This is a genomic window from Akkermansia muciniphila ATCC BAA-835, assembly GCF_000020225.1.
GTDB classification, from domain to species: Bacteria; Verrucomicrobiota; Verrucomicrobiia; order Verrucomicrobiales; family Akkermansiaceae; genus Akkermansia; species Akkermansia muciniphila.
Genome location: NC_010655.1, coordinates 1,412,914 through 1,429,735 on the forward strand (window position 1 = coordinate 1,412,914; position 16,822 = coordinate 1,429,735).

The following is a 16,822-nucleotide window of genomic DNA, read 5'->3' on the forward strand; positions in this document are numbered from 1 at the left end:
CGGTTCCGTATTTTTCCGCTTTTTCCTGCCCCGTTCTTTCCGTTTTTTTGCAAAGAACAGGGAAAAACGCAGGCGCCTGCTTAAAATAGGCTTGCAATCATGAGAAGGATGGATATGTTGGCATTCATCCAAACATTGGATGTTTGGATGAATTACTTAAAGAAGGAGTAACAATGGATATTATTCATGACAACGCCGCTGATCTCAGCGCATTGAACGGCAAGACCGTTGCCGTGATCGGATATGGCGCCCAGGGGCGCGCTCAGGCACTTTGCATGCGTGATTCCGGTGTGAACGTGATTATCGGCGTTCGCCCCGGCAAGTCTTTTGACGCCGCCGCCCAGGATGGATTCCAGGTAATGAGCGTCGCGGAAGCCGCCGAAAAAGCGGACATCATTCACATTCTGCTGCCGGATGAAAGCCACGGCGCCGTGTATGAAGCTGAAATCAAGCCTCACTTGAAGGCCGGCAAGACGCTTTGCTGCTCCCATGGCTTCGCGTATGTTTTCAATACCATCGTCCCCCCTGCGGATGTAGATGTAATCATGGTGGCCCCCAAGGGCCCGGGCACGGAAGTGCGCCGAGTATTTGAAGAAGGGTTCGGCTGCCCCGGCCTGATTGCCGTTCATCAGAACCCCTCCGGCAAGGCCCGTGACGTGGCTCTTGCCATGGCCAAGGCGGAAGGCCTGACCCGCGGCGGCGTGCTGGAATGCACCATGGCCCAGGAAACGTATGAAGACCTGTTCGGTGAACAGAACGTCCTGTGCGGTGGTCTGGTGGACCTGATGAAGTACGGCTTTGAAACCCTGACGGAAGCCGGCTATCCGCCGGAAATGGCCTACTTTGAGTGCGTGCATGAAGCCAAGCTCATCGTGGACCTGATTTATAACGGCGGCATCCAGAAGATGAACTCCGTGATTTCCAACACGGCCGAATTCGGCGAATATTACAACGGCCCGCAGATCCTGCCCGCAGAGGTGAAGGAACGCATGAAGGAATCCCTCAAGCGCATTGAATCCGGCAAGTTCGCCAAGGACTGGCTGGAAGAGGCAGCCAAGGGCGCTCCCAACCTCAAAGCCAAGCGCGAAGCCCTGGGTCAGCACCCGGTGGAAATCGTGGGCGCCAAGATCCGCAGTCTGTTTGAAAGGAACTAAGGTTTCTTTTACTTGAAACACATGCCGTTCCGTCGGAATACGGCGGAGCGGCACGTATATTCCCGGGCTTTTCCCGGAAATCCGCCATTGATTCAGTTTATGGAGCATGCCTCACCGGCCGTCAATGTAGAAAACGCTAGGGTATACCTGGGCGGGCACGAAATCCTGCACAATATTTCCTGGCAGGTGCAGCGCGGAGAACGTTGTTTTATTCTGGGGGCCAACGGCGCCGGAAAGACAACGCTGGTCAAAGTGCTGATGGGGTTTGCATGGCCGCTTTTCGGAGCCAGGGTGCAGGTTCTGGGCAAGACCTTCGGGCACGTGAACCTGCTGGAATTGCGCAAGTCCATTGCGTGGGTGAGTCCGTTCATGCACAAGTGGCTGGAGGATGGCTCCTGGAACGGGCGCGACATGGTGCTTTCCGGCCCTGACGGAACTATCGGCCTCCTGAGGGAGCCGACGCCGGAAGAGGAGGAAAAAGCCGCAGGAATCATGAAATCCCTGAAAGCGGAGCATTTGATGGACAGGCCGGTGGTGGCCATGTCTTCCGGGGAACAGGTGAAAGTGCTGATTGCCCGGGCTCTGATGACGAATCCGGAACTGATGATTCTGGACGAACCCAGCGTTTACCTGGATTTGGCAGGGCGGGAATTTTTGTTGAAAACCATTGAAGAACTGGCTGAAACGAGGCCTGATCTGACCATCATGTTCATCACCCAGCGCATTGAAGATATCCTTCCCGTATTTAACCGCGGCATGATTTTAAAGTCCGGAGAAATCGTGGCGCATGGAAGCCGGGACGAGGTGCTGACGGAGGAAAACCTGAAAGACGCCTTTGGGCTGGATATCCAGTTAATCAAGACGGAGAAGGGGCGTCTCTGGACCGTTATCCGATAATTTTTCATGAAGCAGTCCAAGACAATGGAGCTGAAGAAACCGGTGCGGGTGTCCCTGGCCCGCCAGGTGCTTACCGCCATGGAATCCATGATACGGTCCGGCAAATGGAAGGTTGGAGACCGCATTCCCGCGGAAGCGGAACTGGCCCGTGCCTTTTCCGTCAGCCACAACACCATCCGCGAAGCCCTTCAATCCCTGATTCACATGGGGATGCTGGAAGCGCGCCCCGGAGACGGCACGTACGTGATGGCGTCAGACCGCTTTGCCGTCGCGGTGAGCAACCGCCTCAAGGAATCCGAGCTGCCTCAGATTCTGGAGGCGCGGCTGGCTTTGGAAAAGGAAATTGCGCGGCTGGCCGCCGTTAAAAGGACGGATGAAGATTTGAAGGAGCTGGAAAATGCCCTGAAGGACTGCCACGGCAGGGTAAGGCAGGGCATTGAGGATGACATGCTGTTTCATGCCGCCGTGGCCCGCGCCACGCATAATCCGGTGCTCTCGGAATTGTATAACGTGGTCATCCGCCATGTGCAGGAGAATCTGGAAAAGCTGCTTCAGGAGAAGCAATACGACTCCGGCGCCATGAAGCTGCATGACGACCTTCTCGCAGCCATCAGGAAGCAGGAGGCGGATGAAGCGGAGAACATTATTGTAAAGATTGTGGAATTTGACACCGTCAGCATAGGCGGGGCATTCATTTCTTGAATTGCCGGCAGGGAAGATGCCGTTGCGGTGGCAGAGTTATTCTTTTTTATTTCCCGGTGCTTTTCTTGCCAGCGGGCTTTCCGGCAAATAACTGCGTTCTGGAATTGCCTGCCAAATTAGTCTTTCCGTACAAAGGCGCCGGAGGCAATTCTCATGATTTTTATCCTTTTCCGGATATGGAATTTTACTACAATTCGAATATGGCTACCCGTACTGAATGGAAGTGCCCGGCATGCGGTGCCCTTCTGGCTATGGAAGATGTGAATATGGCTGCGGATATGGTGTTATGCCGCTCCTGCAATAAGATAAGCAAATTTTCAGAGATTGTTCAGGAGGAAAGGGATGAGGAAATTCTTGATTCCATTCCCCGCCGCATGAGCGTGACGAAAACGGCGAGGGGGCTGGAAATAACGTATAAGAAGCCAAAAGGAGCGGGACTTTTTCTACTGATGTTTTCGGTTTTTTGGAATTCTGTGACATGCGTTGCCCTGTTTGCGGTGATGAGGGAAATGTCTTGCGAAAATCTGTTCGGACTATTGTTTTTAATCCCTTTTGTTCTGGTTGGGGCTGGTACATTTGCGGGAGCTTTTTATGTGTTGTTTGGCCGTATGACGCTGATCCTGACGCCAGGCAGGGGGGAATTGTTCCGAGGAGTAGGGAACCTGGGCCGCCGACAGCATTTTTTGCTGGAGAAAGGTTCCCGTATTTCCATTGAGGCAAGCAGTATGCGACGGAATGATGAAGTTTTAGACAAGGTTGTAGTGGGGCTGCCGGACGGCAAGACGTTTGAATTTGGTACAGGGATTGAGGAAGTGGAGGCCCAGCAGTATATAGCGGCTCTGCTGCGGAAAATGAGGGGATAGGGCTGTGATGCCTGAATGCGGAGAAGGTCTTGGAATGCCCTGGCTCCGCTGTTTTTCAGCAGGCAGGGGAATCCGTCCTGGAGGGAAGGGAGCGGGGATATGGATTTCCGTTTCCGGGAAGGAATGGGCGCAAGCCTTTTTTGTTGGCAAAATCCATGGACAGCGGGCAGGGTTTCCATTTGAGGCATGATAGCGGGAATTCCGGGAATGAGGTTTTTTGATTGATATGGAGAATAAGGTACGTAGATTAACGTATGATGAAGGAAGTGCGCCTTTTGTTAATTCTGTGCGGTTTGTTTTGCGGAACGGCAGTTGCGCAGCCCCGCCTTTCCTCACCGCCGAACATGATTGTCATTCTGGCGGATGACCTGGGTTATGGGGATTTGGGCTGTACAGGTTCCAAGCAGATAAAAACGCCTTCCCTTGACCGGCTGGCAAGGGAGGGGGTGTTCTGCTCCCGGGCGTATGTGACGGCGCCGATGTGTTCTCCCTCCCGCATGGGACTGCTGACGGGGCGTTTCCCCAAGCGTTACGGCATCACGACGAATCCCAATATCCAGATGGATTATCTTCCGGAGTCCCACTACGGGCTGCCGCAGACGGAGAAATTGATTCCGGAGTATTTGGCTCCCTGTGGGTACCGGAGCGCGGTATTCGGCAAGTGGCATCTTGGCCACACGAAGGGATATACGCCGCCGGAGCGCGGTTTTACGCATTGGTGGGGGTTCCTGGGCGGTTCCCGGCATTATTTTCCCGTGAAGAAAGAGGCTGAAGGCCTGAATCCCTCCATGATTGTATCCAATTTTACGGATAAGACGGACATCACCTATTTGACGGACGATATTACAGACCGGGCGGTTGAATTTCTGCAGGAAGCCGGAAAGGATAAGAAACCGTTTTTCATGTTCGTTTCCTACAACGCCCCCCATTGGCCCAATGAAGCCAAACCGGAGGATATCGCCAAATTCAGGAACGTGCAGAACGGGGAACGACGGGTTTATTGCGCCATGGTATATGCGATGGACAGGGGAATAGGCCGCATTCTGGATGCCTTGAAAGCAGACGGTTTGGAAAAGGATACCATCGTCGTCTTCCTGTCGGACAATGGAGGCGCTCCGGAAGCTTCTTCCTGCAACGCCCCTTTCCGGGGTGCCAAGAGGCAGCATTTTGAAGGAGGTGTTCGCGTACCTTTTATTATCAGATATCCGGCGGACAAGCGTTTGGTTCCCGGAAGCGTTTGCAGACAGCCCGTTTCCTCCGTGGATTTGCTTCCCGCTTTGCTGAAGGCGAATGGCCGTCACATTCCCAGGAAGCTGGACGGCATGGATATTCTGGAGCTGGTGGGGAACAAGGGAGCTCCCGTTCCGCGCACCTTTTTCTGGTGCACGGATTACACGTCCGCTGTGCTGACCGGTGATATGAAGTACCTGCTGGTCCCGGATCGCGCTCCGCAGTTTTATAATGTGGCGGACGATCCCCAGGAACAGAGGGATTTGTATTTTTCCAGGCACCAGGATGCGGATCTCCTCGCTAAAAAGCTGGGAACATACCTGACTACGACGCCTGCATGCCGTTTTCCCGACAGTATCAGCTGGTCCGCCAAATTGATGAGGGAGTATGACAAGACTGCGCCGGACAGGCAGCCTGAGTAAGGCTGCGTTGGCTTTGTTCCGTATTCCGTCCTGCATGCCAGCGTTTGGGAACCTATTACTACGGCGGGAGAGGGGGAGAAACCGCGTGCATGGTTTTCTTTTCCCGCTGAAAAACGCTTTATTTCAGGCGCTTGGGTTCCGTAATGCGGAGAATGTGCTCTCCGGGAAGGGCTAGGTTGCCTTTGTCCCGGGCAATCATTTCAAAGTAGTGGGGATCCTGTGAGATCCAGATGAATTCGTTTTTTGCCTGTTCCATCTGCTCCCTGGATTTTTCCAGATGAGCCTGAAGGAAGGAACGTTCATGCTCCAGGGAGCGCAGATCCTTCCATGGTTTGAAACACACCAGGGAAAGCAGCATCGTCAGGCACAGGGCCAGGACAATGGCAAAGAGGCGCAGGGCTCTCTGGACGATCAGGGCACGTTTCTCCCGGCGGATTTCAAGCTCCGCCAGGGTAAAACGGTGGTAGTAGCGGCGTCTCCAGAGCATTCCTTGCAGTCAAACAACATATTTTTGATCATAGAATATGAATTTTACCACCATAAACTGCGTCATTTCCCAGTTCTTCTTCAATTCTAAGCAATTGATTGTATTTGGCCATGCGGTCGGAACGGCTTAGAGAGCCGGTTTTGATTTGCCCCGCGTTCGTCGCTACGGCAATATCCGCGATCGTGGCGTCTTCCGTTTCCCCGGAGCGGTGGGAGATGATGGCGGAGTATTTGTTATCCTTGGCCAGTTCCACCGTATCCAGCGTTTCCGTCAGGGAACCTATCTGGTTGACTTTCACCAGGACGGCATTCGCTACATGGCGGGAAATGCCCTGATTCAGGAATTCCACATTCGTCACGAACAGGTCGTCCCCTACCAGCTGGGTATTGCCGCCCATGGCTTTAGTTAGCTGTTCCCAGCCCAGCCAGTCGTTTTCCGCACAGCCGTCCTCAATGGAAATGATGGGGTATTTTTTCTGGAGTTCCTGATAGTAAGCCGTCAGTTCCTCCGCTGTTCTGCCCAGGCCGTCTGATTTTTTGAAGACGTACAGGTTCCGGGAGGGATCGTAGAATTCGGAGGAAGCCACGTCCAGGGCAATGAAGATATCCGTGCCCAGGGTGTACCCGGCCCGTTTTACGGCCTGTGCAATGCATTCCAGGGCGTCGTCTGCTGATTTCAGGGCCGGGGCGAATCCCCCTTCATCCCCCACAGCAGTGGAAAGGCCGCGGTCATGCAGCACATCCTTGAGCGCATGGAAAACTTCCGCCCCGTAGCGCAGGGATTCCCGGAAAGTGGGAGCCCCCTTGGGCATGATCATGAATTCCTGAAAGTCGATGGGGGAGTCCGAATGGGCTCCACCATTGATTATGTTCATCATGGGGACGGGCAAAACCTTGGCGTTCGGTCCACCCAGGTATTTGAAAAGGGGAAGGTTGAGCTGAATGGCGGCGGCTTTTGCCACGGCCAGGGAGACGCCCAGGATGGCGTTGGCCCCCAGGCGGGATTTATTGGGCGTGCCGTCCAGGTCGATCATGATTTTGTCAATGGCCGGCTGCAGGGTGGCATCGTGCCCTGATATTTCCGGGGCAATGATTTTATTGATGTTTTCCACGGCTTTAAGCACGCCCTTGCCTCCGTAGCGCTTGGCGTCTCCATCCCGGAGTTCCCAGGCTTCATGTTCTCCGGTGGAGGCTCCGCTGGGGACGGATGCGCGTCCGATAGCTCCCCCGGCGAGGGCCACGTCCACTTCCACGGTGGGATTGCCCCGTGAGTCGATGATTTCACGGCCGCGGACGTCAATGATTTCCATTTCATTCATGATCATAAGATTTCTTTTTGTCCTTTTTAGACAGGGAAACAGGCTTTCCCGTTCCGGAGAAGCATGTCATGTCCCTAGAAGTTCCGGTTTCAAAAGCAGGACTGACGCAGAACGGGGACGAAGCTTGCCGGCTTCTTCAGGGCCATGATGCCCCGCAGAATGAAGAGGTTCCCTTGCTGGGCATCCGCCTGCCCGTTCTTAGGAATTTTGCCGGGAAGAAGCTCAGGAGAATCTGGCAGGACAGGATGTCGGCGAGGTGCGTGGACCCTCAAAAGGGCAGGAGCAGCCGCTTTTACACGGCGGAAACTGCGGCAGGGGGGGAAGCTGCGCCGTTTCGTGACGCAGGGAAGGACGGCATGCCGGAACGGGGCCTTGATTCCGTCCCGTTCCGGGTATGGAATGAGGCGCTTACTATTAAAACCATGCCTAACATTAACGATAACTTCCTCAAGTTGCAGGCGGGATATTTGTTCCCGGAAATAGGGCGCCGCGTGAATGCGTTTGCCGAATCCCATCCGGAGGCGGCCAAAAGGCTGATTCGCTGCGGCATCGGCGATGTGACGGAGCCGCTTCCCATGGCGGCTATTGAAGCCATGCACCGGGCCGTGGATGATTTGTCCACTCATGAACGTTTTCACGGCTATGGGCCGGAGCAGGGGTATTTCTGGCTGAGGGAGGCAATTGCCAAAAAAGCCTATCAGGCCCACGGCGTGCATGTGGAAGTGGATGAGATTTACGTGTCTGACGGAGCCAAATGCGACACGGGAAACATTCTGGATATTTTCGGGCCCGGCAACAGAATCGCCGTGCCGGATCCGGTTTATCCCGTGTATGTGGATACCAATGTCATGGCCGGGAATACCGGGAGTTCCAGCCCGGATGGTTCTTATGAAGGGCTGGTGTATCTGCCGTGCACTCCGGAAAATAATTTTGTGCCGCAATTGCCTGATGAGCATGTGGATTTGATTTACCTGTGCTTCCCGAACAATCCTACCGGGGCCGTAGCTTCCCGGAATGAACTGCTGAAATGGGTGGAATACGCCCGGGCGAACCGTGCCATTATCCTTTATGATTCCGCTTATGAGGCTTTCATACAGGATTCTTCCATTCCCAGATCCATTTTTGAAATTCCCGGCGCGCGGGATTGCGCCATTGAGTTCCGTTCCTTCTCCAAGCAAGGAGGCTTTACAGGGGTGCGCTGCGGTTATGTGGTGATTCCCAAGGAATTGCACGGATATGATTCCGAAGGGAACAAGGTTTCTATCAGCCGACTCTGGAGCCGCCGCACCAGCACGAAATTCAACGGCGCTTCCTATATTGTCCAGCGGGGTGCCGCGGCTTTGTTCACCATGGAGGGCATGGCCCAGACTGCCGCGCTCATCAGCCATTACCTGGGGAATGCTTCGCTTCTGCTGAATGCCTGCCGTCAGGCGGGCATGCGCGTGTGGGGCGGGGAAAACGCCCCTTATGTATGGGTACAGTGTCCGGACGGTCTGGACAGCTGGCAAATGTTTGACAAGATGCTGCATGAGGCGAATGTGGTTATTACGCCTGGTTCCGGTTTTGGTTCCAGGGGGGAAGGGTTCTTCCGCATTTCCGCGTTTAATTCACGGGAAAACGTGGATGAAGTCTGCCGCCGCATCCACAGCCTGTTTGCCAGATAGAAGGGCGTTTTCAGACAGATGTCCAGGCCGCGGTGCAAAACACCGCGGCCTGTGTATTTCTTTCCGGGTGGGTTGATGACCGTGGCATTGTATTTCCTGCCGGGAGGGGAGTTCCTGTAAAAAGGTCATCTTCCTTTCTTACGGATTTGGACCGGGAAAGAGCAGAGTCCGTTTTCAAGTGATGGGATTCCGGTAAAGGGGCGTTTCTATGGCATATTCGGCCCTTGCCCCCGTTCATTTGTACGGAGTAGGTTGTTGCTTATGTCCCCGTGGGTGCGCATGAGTTCCTTTTTCCGGCAGGCTGCTTTTCCTGCATGTTGCGCCTGCCTGCTGTCTGTTGCTGGCACCATCCGGGGGCAGGAAGGGGAAGCGGAGCTTCCTTCTGTGGAGCCGCTTTCCTGTGCGCATGCCCCAGATGGGAGGGTAACAGTTCGGGGGTCGGTTATGGGTACGGTGTTCACGGTGCGCGCTTATCCCGGGAGTGGCATGGACGCGAAAGATGCGGAGAGGATTTGCGGGGAGGCTCTGGCCTGTGCCGTCCACTGGGAAAAAGTGATGTCCGCCATGGATGCGGAAAGCGGTCTGACCCGGCTTAATGCTGCGGAATACGGCATTTCCGTGCCTGTTTCTCCGGAATTGGAAAGGGTGCTTCTTCTGTCCCTGAATTATGCCCGGCTGACAAACGGTGCTTTTGATCCCACACTGGGACCCTGCATTCGCCTGTGGAAAAAGAGCCGCCGCCTTGGCGTCCTCCCGTCCGATGAGGAGCGGGAATGCGCGCTCCGGGCATGCGGATGGGAAAAGTTGTCCGTCCGTAAGGGAATGGCGGTCAAGGCGGTTTCTGGAATGAGGCTGGATTTGGGAGGCATGGGCAAGGGCTTTGCCGTGGACCGAATGGCGGAGATGTTGAAAACAAGGGGTATATGTTCCTTCTTCATAGACAGTACCAGCGATGTTCTGGCCGGCGCTCCTCCTCCCGGGGAACCGGGATGGCGGCTGCGGGTGGATACAGGAAGAGGGCAGGGGGAAGTGTTGCTGTTGAGCCATGCGGCCGTTTCCACTTCCGGGAGTGCCCGTCAGATGGTGAAAATTGGCGGGAAAGCGTATTCCCACGTGCTTGATCCCCGGTCGGGGCTGGGCGTTACGGAAGGGAGGCAGGTGAGCGTCCGGGCGTCTTCCGCTGCGCTGGCGGATGCCCTGGCGACGGCAGGGTGTGTGATGCGTGAGGAGGAGTTCCGTTCCCTGGCGGCCGGATTGCCGGGAGTGTCCGTTCCGGCCTTTTTTCAAAGTCCGCCATGTTCTGCGGGGGAAACGCAGAAACAGGATGGACTGCGGAAGGAGGGAGGAATGGGGTCAATGAAAGGAATGACAAAGCAACTACGTTTTTAAGGTACACCTTTATAACCCTGTTTATGAGATTGTACCATTTTTTACTCCCTGCCGTTGTCAGCGCTGCCGTATCTGCGTCATTTGGGGCAGAGTTCCCTAATCCCTATCCTGCGCCCGCTCCCGGTGTCCGCCTGACTCCAGAGATTCCGCTTTCACCCTCCATTAATGGCGCCCGTATCGTCGGGGCTACCCCCGGTTCCCGCATGCTGTTCCAGGTTCCCGTCTCCGGGGAGCGGCCCATGAAAATTCAGGCAACAGGGCTGCCCCCAGGCCTGAAGATGGATTCGCGCGGATTGATTTCGGGTACCGCTCCGTCCGGGAAGAGGGAATACAAGGTAAATATCCAGGCTTCCAACAGGCATGGAAAGGACATGAAGGAGCTGATTCTGAAGGTGGGGGACGAATTGTGCCTGACTCCGCCCATGGGCTGGAGCAGCTGGTATTCCTACAGTGAGGCCGTAGGGGAGGATAATGTGCTGAAGACGGCACGGCTTTTTGTGGAACGGGGTCTGGTCAATCATGGCTGGGCCTATATCAACATTGACGACTGCTGGCAGGGCAGGCGCGGAGGGAAGTATGGCGCCATTCAACCCAATAAGCGTTTTCCTGACATGAAGGCCATGTGCGACGCTATTCACGCCATGGGCATGAAAGCGGGCATTTATTCCACGCCTTGGATGGGAACGTATGCCGGTTTTATCGGAGGGAGCGCGCCCAACGCTAAGCCGGACTACGGGGAAATGGCCATTCCGGAAAAGGAGCGCAAGCAGGAGGATCAAATCTTTGGAAGTTATCCGGGAGTTCATCGCAGAAAGGCGGATCATGTGGGAGCCGTCTGGCTGTTTGACCGTGACGCTAAACAATGGGCGGATTGGGGGTTCGATTATGTGAAAGTGGATTGGAATCCCAACGATGTGTCTACGACAAAGCGCATCCGCAAGGCGCTGGACGAGTCCGGGAGGGATATCGTGCTCAGCCTGTCCAATGCCGCCCCGTACGAACATGTGGAAGAGCTGGGCAAGCTGGCGAATTTATGGCGGACGACGGGGGATATCCAGGATCACTGGGGCAGCGTCAGCGGCATCGGTTTTTCCCAGGAACGCTGGCAGAAGCATATGCGCCCGGGACATTGGAATGATCCGGACATCCTCCAGATCGGGAAGCTGGGCAAACCCAACCAGCCCAACACCACGTTTGTCCAGACGCGGCTGACTCCGGATGAACAGTACACCCATGTGACCCTGTGGTGCCTGCTGTCCGCTCCGCTCATCGTCTCCTGTGATTTGGAGCATATTGATTCGTTTACGATGGGACTGCTTACCAATGATGAGGTGATAGCGGTGGATCAGGATCCGGCTGCCCGTCCCGCCCGCAAAGCGTGGCACCAGGGGAATTTCCAGGTGTGGATGAAGGAGTTGTCCGACGGTTCCGTGGCGGCTGGCTTTTTCAATACCGGGAAGGAGAAAGGAATTTTGAAGGTGAATCTGAAGGAGCTGGGGCTTTCCGGAGCGTATGAGGCAAGGGACCTCTGGAAACGCGCTGACCAGGGGACCGTACAGGGAGATATGGCGGTAGAATTGAACGGGCATGGAGCATCCATGTTCCGGTTCAGCAAAAAGAAGTAACGGGAAGGAGACGGCTCTGTATTCATTCAGGGGCGGCGGGGATATGCCGCCCCTGAAGCCTGTGGCAGGGGAGGCTTTTCATTGAACCGGCATCCATAGAAATAAGCCTTCTGCACAAAATCCCACTTTTACAGTACCTGTCGGCGGATTGCCGGATTCCAGGAGGGGCAGGAGGGGCAGTGAATGCCTCCCCCGCACCAGAGCTTGCGCTTCAATTCCGGAAAGTTTTCTCCGGCAGGCCTTTGTTATTGTGTAATAAAAAACCGCTCCGGCAGATCCGGAGCGGTTCTTATAAAAGAGATTGATGTGACTTGCCTTAATCTCTCCCGACAGCTTTTCTAGGCGGCAATGCCGAAATGCTGCTGAATGGAGGCGAAAATCTTGTCGCGACGGGCGCGGGCTTTTTCAATGTCACGGGTTTTCAGCGAGAATCTCAGGCGTTCCGCCGTGGAGTCCGGCTTGTGAACCGTAACGTGGCACCACCAAACCCCCCTGTTGTTCCACAGGTGGTGGTTGGGGTTGTCATCATTAATTCTAAGAGCGATTTTGGTTTGGGCTTTCATCTGTGTGATCTTTTCCAGTAGAGGACGTATTGTTTACGTCCGTTGGCATATTAATGTTTCAATAAAACCTTCAACTTGGAGGTGCCTCACTTAAGCAGATGATCCCTTGTCTTTTTGGACATCTTTTTCTGCCAGTTGCTCACCTCGTTGAAGCCTTAGAGTTCAAGTGGTGGAACAACGTTCAAAAAAAGAATCTTTTTTACAGGAGACCTACTTTTTTAAGAGTGTTGTAAGCACCGTTCTTGTTGATCGTACGCAGGGCCTTGGCGGAAATCTTCATTTTCACGAATTGACCGAGTTCAGGAACCCAGATGCGCTTCTCCTGAAGGTTGGGGAAAACGGTACGATTGACAGTCTTAGTGACGTGACGACCAATACCGCCCTTTTTCTTGGCAAGACCGGAGCGATGGATACGACGACCTTTGTGAGGCATGGTACCTCTGATGATGCAAATTCGGGACATGGCAATCGAAGTTATTTGTTAATGCGAGAGAGATAATCTAGCGTATTTTTGCCTAAGGTCAAGAACAACCGGACGAAAGCCCTGGAATTTATCCTGGACTGTACGGAAGCATGCCTTTTCTTTTGCGCGAACTCCGGTTTTTTCTCCCATGATGAAGAGGGGTTGCAGAGACGGTGAGCTGAAAGCGGGAGGGGGCTGATCCGGGAAGATGAACGGTACCGCAGACAAAGAGGAGAATGAGGCGTTCTTCCATATTTTTTCCGGACTTCCGCCGTGGGAGCAGGGGCTGGCCGGATAGCCGGGCCGGATGAAGGCCTTTCACCGCAGGAAAAGTGCAGAACACGGGAAAGATGGCCCCCTTTGGTTTTTTCACGGCAGCGGCATATGGCTGCCTGCTTCCGGGTAAAACGTATCCGGCGCTTGCACGGAGGGGCGTTCCATGAGAAATTGAAAGCATGAGTGAGAATCATTATGCAGAGTTTTCCGAATGCAGTATGAAGCCCCAGGAGGTGCTGGAATATGTTTCCGGCCCCATTCCCGTTCCGGAGGAGGGAGAAGTTCTGGTCCGGATGAAGGCGGCTCCGATCAACCCGGCGGACATCAATTTTGTACAGGGAGTTTATGGCCTGAAGCCCGTGCTGCCGCACTCCCGCGCCGGCCTGGAAGGCTGCGGCGTGGTACAGGAATCTCGCGCAGCGGGATTTCGAGAGGGAGATGAAGTGATTCTCCTGCGCGGCGTGGGTTCCTGGAGCGAGTATGTGGCGGTTCCCTCCGTGAATGTCATGAAGCTCCCGGTGAAGGTAGATCCCGTCCAGGCGGCCATGCTGAAGGTGAATCCCCTGACCGCTCTGCGCATGCTGGAAGGGTTCGTTTCCCTGGAACCGGGGGATTGGCTGGTGCAGAATGCCGCCAATTCCGGAGTGGGAAGGTGCATTATTCAACTGGCCCGTGAAATGGGCGTGAAGACAGTGAATTTTGTGAGAAGGCCGGATGAATTGAGGGATGAATTGACTGCGCTGGGCGCCGATCTGGTGGTGGGAGAGGATGACGGGGATGTGGTGAAGAATACGCTGGCCCGCCTGGATGGAAAGAGGCCTGTGCTGGCTTCCAATGCCGTGGGCGGGGAAAGCGCCCTGCGCCTGATGGATATGCTGGCTCCCGGTGGAAGCATGGTGACGTACGGAGCCATGAGCCGGAAGAGCATCAAGGTGCCGAACGGTTTTCTGATTTTCAAGGGTATTAAACTGGAGGGCCTGTGGGTGACGCAGTGGCTTAAGAATGCCCCTGTTTCAGAGATTGAGGCCGCCTATGAGAAACTGGCGCGCCTGATGGCGGACGGCAGGTTGAAGCAGGCTGTGGATACCGTTTATCCGCTAAGCGATGTGCGGAAGGCTGTGGAGAAGGCGCAGGAGGAGTTCCGCAGCGGCAAGGTGGTGCTTAGCATGGATTGCGCCTGATGCGTGGAAAGGGAGTTTTTGCGCTTTCCCGTGCTGCGGAATGCTGGAAGGATTTTTTCAGCGTTCCGTGGTTTGGGTAGTATTGGCTGCTGGCCTGGATGATGGCGGGGCTGAACTTTTATTCCATCTGGCAGGCAGGCGATTTGTTCTGGAAAAAAGCCGTTTTGCCCGGAAAGGTCTGTGTACGGAGGGAATGGTGCGGAGCGTCACGAAGGATACGGTGCGGTTGTGGCGCCATTCGCGGATCATGAACCCGTCCGGGCTTTCTCTGGATGTCTGGGCACCGGAAGTGCGTTCCCATCCGCAGACCCGGGAGGGACGGCGCGTGCGCGCCGTTTGGTTTCAGCCCAGCGTGGAATCAAGCCAGGTGTTGAGTATTTCCACAGCGGCTACCTGGTCGATGATGGGGCGGAAGTTTTTTGCCTTTTTGCCGGCGGCGTGCAGTTTTTCCTGGGCAATGACGGTGGTGAGGCATTCATCCATGAAAATCAGGGGAAGGCCTGGAAGGGCTGCGGCCAGTTCCCTGCCGAATGCACGCACCTTGGCTGCGGCGGTCCCTTCCGTGCCGTCCATGCGGACGGGAAGGCCCAGCACCAGGGTGCGTATTCCCCGTTCCTGGACGAGCTGGACAATGCGGGAAATTCCGTCCGTCTGATGCCTGTGGATAGTTTCTACGGGATGGGCCATGATGCCCACGGGGTCCGTGGCGGCAATGCCGATGCGGGCTTCTCCGTAGTCGATGCCCAGGGCGGGGTGCGGACTGGTCATCTGAGTTCGTCCGGAAGCTGGTTGACGATTTTCTTGATTTCGTCCGCCTTGTTTTTATCCGCAATGAGGATGGCGTCCGCCGTTTCCACCACAATCAGGTTTTCCACTCCCAGCAGGGCCACGTGCTTGTCCCCCTTTTGGGAGAAAACAATGTTGCCGGAGGCGTCCTGCACGGTGATGTCCGTGTTGGTGGTGTTTTTATTGTGGGTTTCCAGATAGTTGGCTACGGATATCCAGGAACCTACGTCGTCCCAGTCAAAGGTTGCTTCCATGTTCAGCACTCTGTCCGCATGCTCCATGAGCGCGAAGTCTATGGAGACGGGGGTGAGCGCCGGGAATTCTTCCCGGATGGTTTCCTGCGGGGCCGGAGATTCCGCAACGTGTTCCACGAAGGAGGCCAGTTCCGGGCAGTGCTTGTCCAGCTGTTCGCACACGGCAGGAATGCTCCATACGAACATGCCGGCGTTCCAGCAGAAATTGCCCCGGCTCAGGTAGGCTGCAGCCGTGGCCGTGTCCGGTTTTTCGCGGAATTGAATGACTTCGCGGCAGGAACAGCCCGGAGCGGAGTGGATTTCTTTTCCGCGTTCAATGTAGCCGTAGGAGGGGCAGGGCCAGGTTGGCTTGATACCCACGGTGACAAGCGCTTTTTCCCTGGCAGCCGTGTCCATGGCGGCTTTCATCAGGGTGCGGAAGGAGTCCTGGTCCTGAATGAGCTGGTCGGAGGGGATAACGAGCATGACTCCGTGCGGGTCCGCCGCCTTGATGAGACCAATGCCCAGGGCGATGGCAGGCGCCGTGTCCCGGCGCACGGGTTCGGAAATGATGTTGTCCACGGGAATATCGTGGGCCTGGCGGCGCACTTCCGCTTCCTGCAGATGGTTGGTCAGGATAAAGATGTTTTGCCTGGGCACCAGCCCGTCCAGCCTGTCGATAGCCTGGCGAAGGAGGGTTCCTTCTCCGAACATGTTCAGGAGTTGTTTGGGGCGGTGGTCGCGGGAAAGAGGCCAGAAACGGGTGCCGCTGCCGCCGGCCAGAATAAGAGCGTATTGGTTCATGGCTGTTTCGCAGGAATGGGGGTTCAAGAGGGTCAGAGAGCGCCGAAACGGCGTTTTCTACGGGAGTAGTCCAGCAGAGCAGCTTCCATGTCCCGGTCGCAAAAGTCCGGCCACAACGTGTCCGTCACATGAATTTCCGCATAGCTGATTTGCCAGAGAAGAAAGTTGGAGACGCGCATTTCTCCAGAGGTGCGGATAAGCAGATCCGGTTCCGGCATGCCGGCGGTGTCCAGGTACTCGCCGAACAGGTCTTCCGTCACGGCGTCCGGCGGGAGTTCTCCGCGGGAGACTTTTTCCGCTATTTTCCTGGCGGCGGCGGCGATTTCCCCCCGGCTGCCGTAGGAAATGGCCAGAACCAGGTTGAGCCTGGTGTTTCCCGAAGTGGCTTCCAGACTGTTCTGAAGCAGTTTCCGGGTGCGGGCGGGAATGCGGGAGAGATCTCCTATGGCGTGGAGGCGCACGCCTTTTTCCATCATTTGGTTGAGGCGTTTTTTCAGGAATTCGTGCAGAAGGAGCATCAGCGCGCGCACTTCCGTCTTCGGACGGTTCCAGTTTTCCGAGGAAAAGGCGTAAAGGGTGAGCCAGGGGATATCATGGGCCATGCAGAAGTCCGCACAGCGTTCCACCGTATCCGCTCCCGCCCGGTGGCCTGCCTGCCGCGGCAGATGGCGGCTGTTCGCCCAGCGGCCGTTGCCGTCCATGATGCAGGCGATGTGAGTCGGCAGTTTTTCCTTGGGAATGGTAAGCATAGATAAGCGTCGCTCC

At 55.6% G+C, this 16,822-nt stretch carries 16 protein-coding genes; 9 read left to right on the top strand and 7 right to left on the bottom strand.

Going from position 1 to position 16,822, the window contains the following annotated elements:
- Positions 1 to 173: 173 nt before the first annotated feature.
- The 5 genes from ilvC (at position 174) to AMUC_RS06310 (ending at position 5,268) form a co-directional block, all read left to right on the top strand.
- A complete protein-coding gene (gene ilvC, locus AMUC_RS06290; RefSeq protein ID WP_012420218.1) occupies positions 174 to 1,154 on the top strand; it encodes a ketol-acid reductoisomerase in 981 nt (326 codons plus the stop codon).
- A 99-nt stretch (positions 1,155 to 1,253) separates the two neighbouring features.
- On the top strand, positions 1,254 to 2,051 hold the full coding sequence (locus tag AMUC_RS06295; RefSeq protein WP_012420219.1) for an ABC transporter ATP-binding protein: 798 nt from the start codon (positions 1,254 to 1,256) through the stop codon (positions 2,049 to 2,051).
- Between the two features lie 6 nt (positions 2,052 to 2,057).
- Positions 2,058 to 2,753: a FadR/GntR family transcriptional regulator gene (locus AMUC_RS06300; protein ID WP_012420220.1), complete on the top strand. Its 696-nt coding sequence runs from the start codon at positions 2,058 to 2,060 to the stop codon at positions 2,751 to 2,753.
- The gene (locus AMUC_RS06305; RefSeq protein WP_042447951.1) at positions 2,750 to 3,616 is read left to right on the top strand and encodes a hypothetical protein; all 867 of its coding nucleotides are present in this window, start codon (positions 2,750 to 2,752) and stop codon (positions 3,614 to 3,616) included. Before AMUC_RS06300 ends, AMUC_RS06305 begins: the two co-directional genes overlap by 4 nt.
- Before the next feature lie 344 nt (positions 3,617 to 3,960).
- Positions 3,961 to 5,268: a sulfatase-like hydrolase/transferase gene (locus AMUC_RS06310; protein ID WP_157738256.1), complete on the top strand. Its 1,308-nt coding sequence runs from the start codon at positions 3,961 to 3,963 to the stop codon at positions 5,266 to 5,268.
- Between the two features lie 118 nt (positions 5,269 to 5,386).
- Here the strand turns inward: AMUC_RS06310 and AMUC_RS06315 are convergent, their stop codons facing one another.
- Both AMUC_RS06315 and eno read right to left on the bottom strand, forming a co-directional pair.
- Positions 5,387 to 5,755, bottom strand: a complete 369-nt coding sequence (locus tag AMUC_RS06315) for an FtsB family cell division protein (RefSeq protein ID WP_012420223.1) — start codon at positions 5,753 to 5,755, stop codon at positions 5,387 to 5,389.
- 28 nt (positions 5,756 to 5,783) lie between these two features.
- Complete coding sequence (eno, locus tag AMUC_RS06320; protein WP_012420224.1) at positions 5,784 to 7,064, bottom strand: phosphopyruvate hydratase; 1,281 nt, start codon at positions 7,062 to 7,064, stop codon at positions 5,784 to 5,786.
- Between the two features lie 431 nt (positions 7,065 to 7,495).
- Here eno and AMUC_RS06325 point away from each other — a divergent pair, with 431 nt between their 5' ends.
- The 3 genes from AMUC_RS06325 to AMUC_RS06335 all read left to right on the top strand — a co-directional run bounded on the left by AMUC_RS06325 (position 7,496) and on the right by AMUC_RS06335 (position 11,751).
- Complete coding sequence (locus AMUC_RS06325; RefSeq protein WP_031930826.1) at positions 7,496 to 8,737, top strand: LL-diaminopimelate aminotransferase; 1,242 nt, start codon at positions 7,496 to 7,498, stop codon at positions 8,735 to 8,737.
- A gap of 444 nt (positions 8,738 to 9,181) precedes the next feature.
- Positions 9,182 to 10,126 (top strand): FAD:protein FMN transferase, encoded by a 945-nt coding sequence (locus AMUC_RS06330; protein WP_012420226.1) that lies wholly within the window; start codon positions 9,182 to 9,184, stop codon positions 10,124 to 10,126.
- A 23-nt stretch (positions 10,127 to 10,149) separates the two neighbouring features.
- The gene (locus AMUC_RS06335) at positions 10,150 to 11,751 is read left to right on the top strand and encodes a glycoside hydrolase family 27 protein (RefSeq protein WP_012420227.1); all 1,602 of its coding nucleotides are present in this window, start codon (positions 10,150 to 10,152) and stop codon (positions 11,749 to 11,751) included.
- 338 nt (positions 11,752 to 12,089) lie between these two features.
- On the opposite strand, the gene AMUC_RS06340 is transcribed toward AMUC_RS06335, so the two are convergent.
- Complete coding sequence (locus AMUC_RS06340) at positions 12,090 to 12,314, bottom strand: hypothetical protein (protein ID WP_012420228.1); 225 nt, start codon at positions 12,312 to 12,314, stop codon at positions 12,090 to 12,092.
- A gap of 199 nt (positions 12,315 to 12,513) precedes the next feature.
- On the bottom strand, positions 12,514 to 12,777 hold the full coding sequence (gene rpmB, locus AMUC_RS06345) for a 50S ribosomal protein L28 (protein WP_012420229.1): 264 nt from the start codon (positions 12,775 to 12,777) through the stop codon (positions 12,514 to 12,516).
- Between the two features lie 455 nt (positions 12,778 to 13,232).
- Here rpmB and AMUC_RS06355 point away from each other — a divergent pair, with 455 nt between their 5' ends.
- Complete coding sequence (locus AMUC_RS06355; RefSeq protein ID WP_012420230.1) at positions 13,233 to 14,234, top strand: MDR family NADPH-dependent oxidoreductase; 1,002 nt, start codon at positions 13,233 to 13,235, stop codon at positions 14,232 to 14,234.
- Positions 14,235 to 14,576: 342 nt separating this feature from the next.
- Here the strand turns inward: AMUC_RS06355 and ruvX are convergent, their stop codons facing one another.
- From ruvX to uppS, 3 genes are read right to left on the bottom strand one after another with little or no spacing between them, the layout of a single operon-like run.
- Positions 14,577 to 15,002, bottom strand: coding sequence for a Holliday junction resolvase RuvX (gene ruvX, locus AMUC_RS06360; RefSeq protein WP_012420231.1), 426 nt, complete (start codon positions 15,000 to 15,002; stop codon positions 14,577 to 14,579).
- Positions 14,999 to 16,057 carry a mannose-1-phosphate guanylyltransferase gene (locus AMUC_RS06365; RefSeq protein WP_012420232.1) on the bottom strand — a complete coding sequence of 353 codons (1,059 nt, stop codon included), beginning with the start codon at positions 16,055 to 16,057 and terminating at the stop codon, positions 14,999 to 15,001. The genes ruvX and AMUC_RS06365 overlap by 4 nt, the downstream gene beginning before the upstream one ends.
- A gap of 32 nt (positions 16,058 to 16,089) precedes the next feature.
- Positions 16,090 to 16,806 (bottom strand): undecaprenyl pyrophosphate synthase, encoded by a 717-nt coding sequence (gene uppS / locus AMUC_RS06370; RefSeq protein WP_012420233.1) that lies wholly within the window; start codon positions 16,804 to 16,806, stop codon positions 16,090 to 16,092.
- Positions 16,807 to 16,822: the final 16 nt, after the last annotated feature.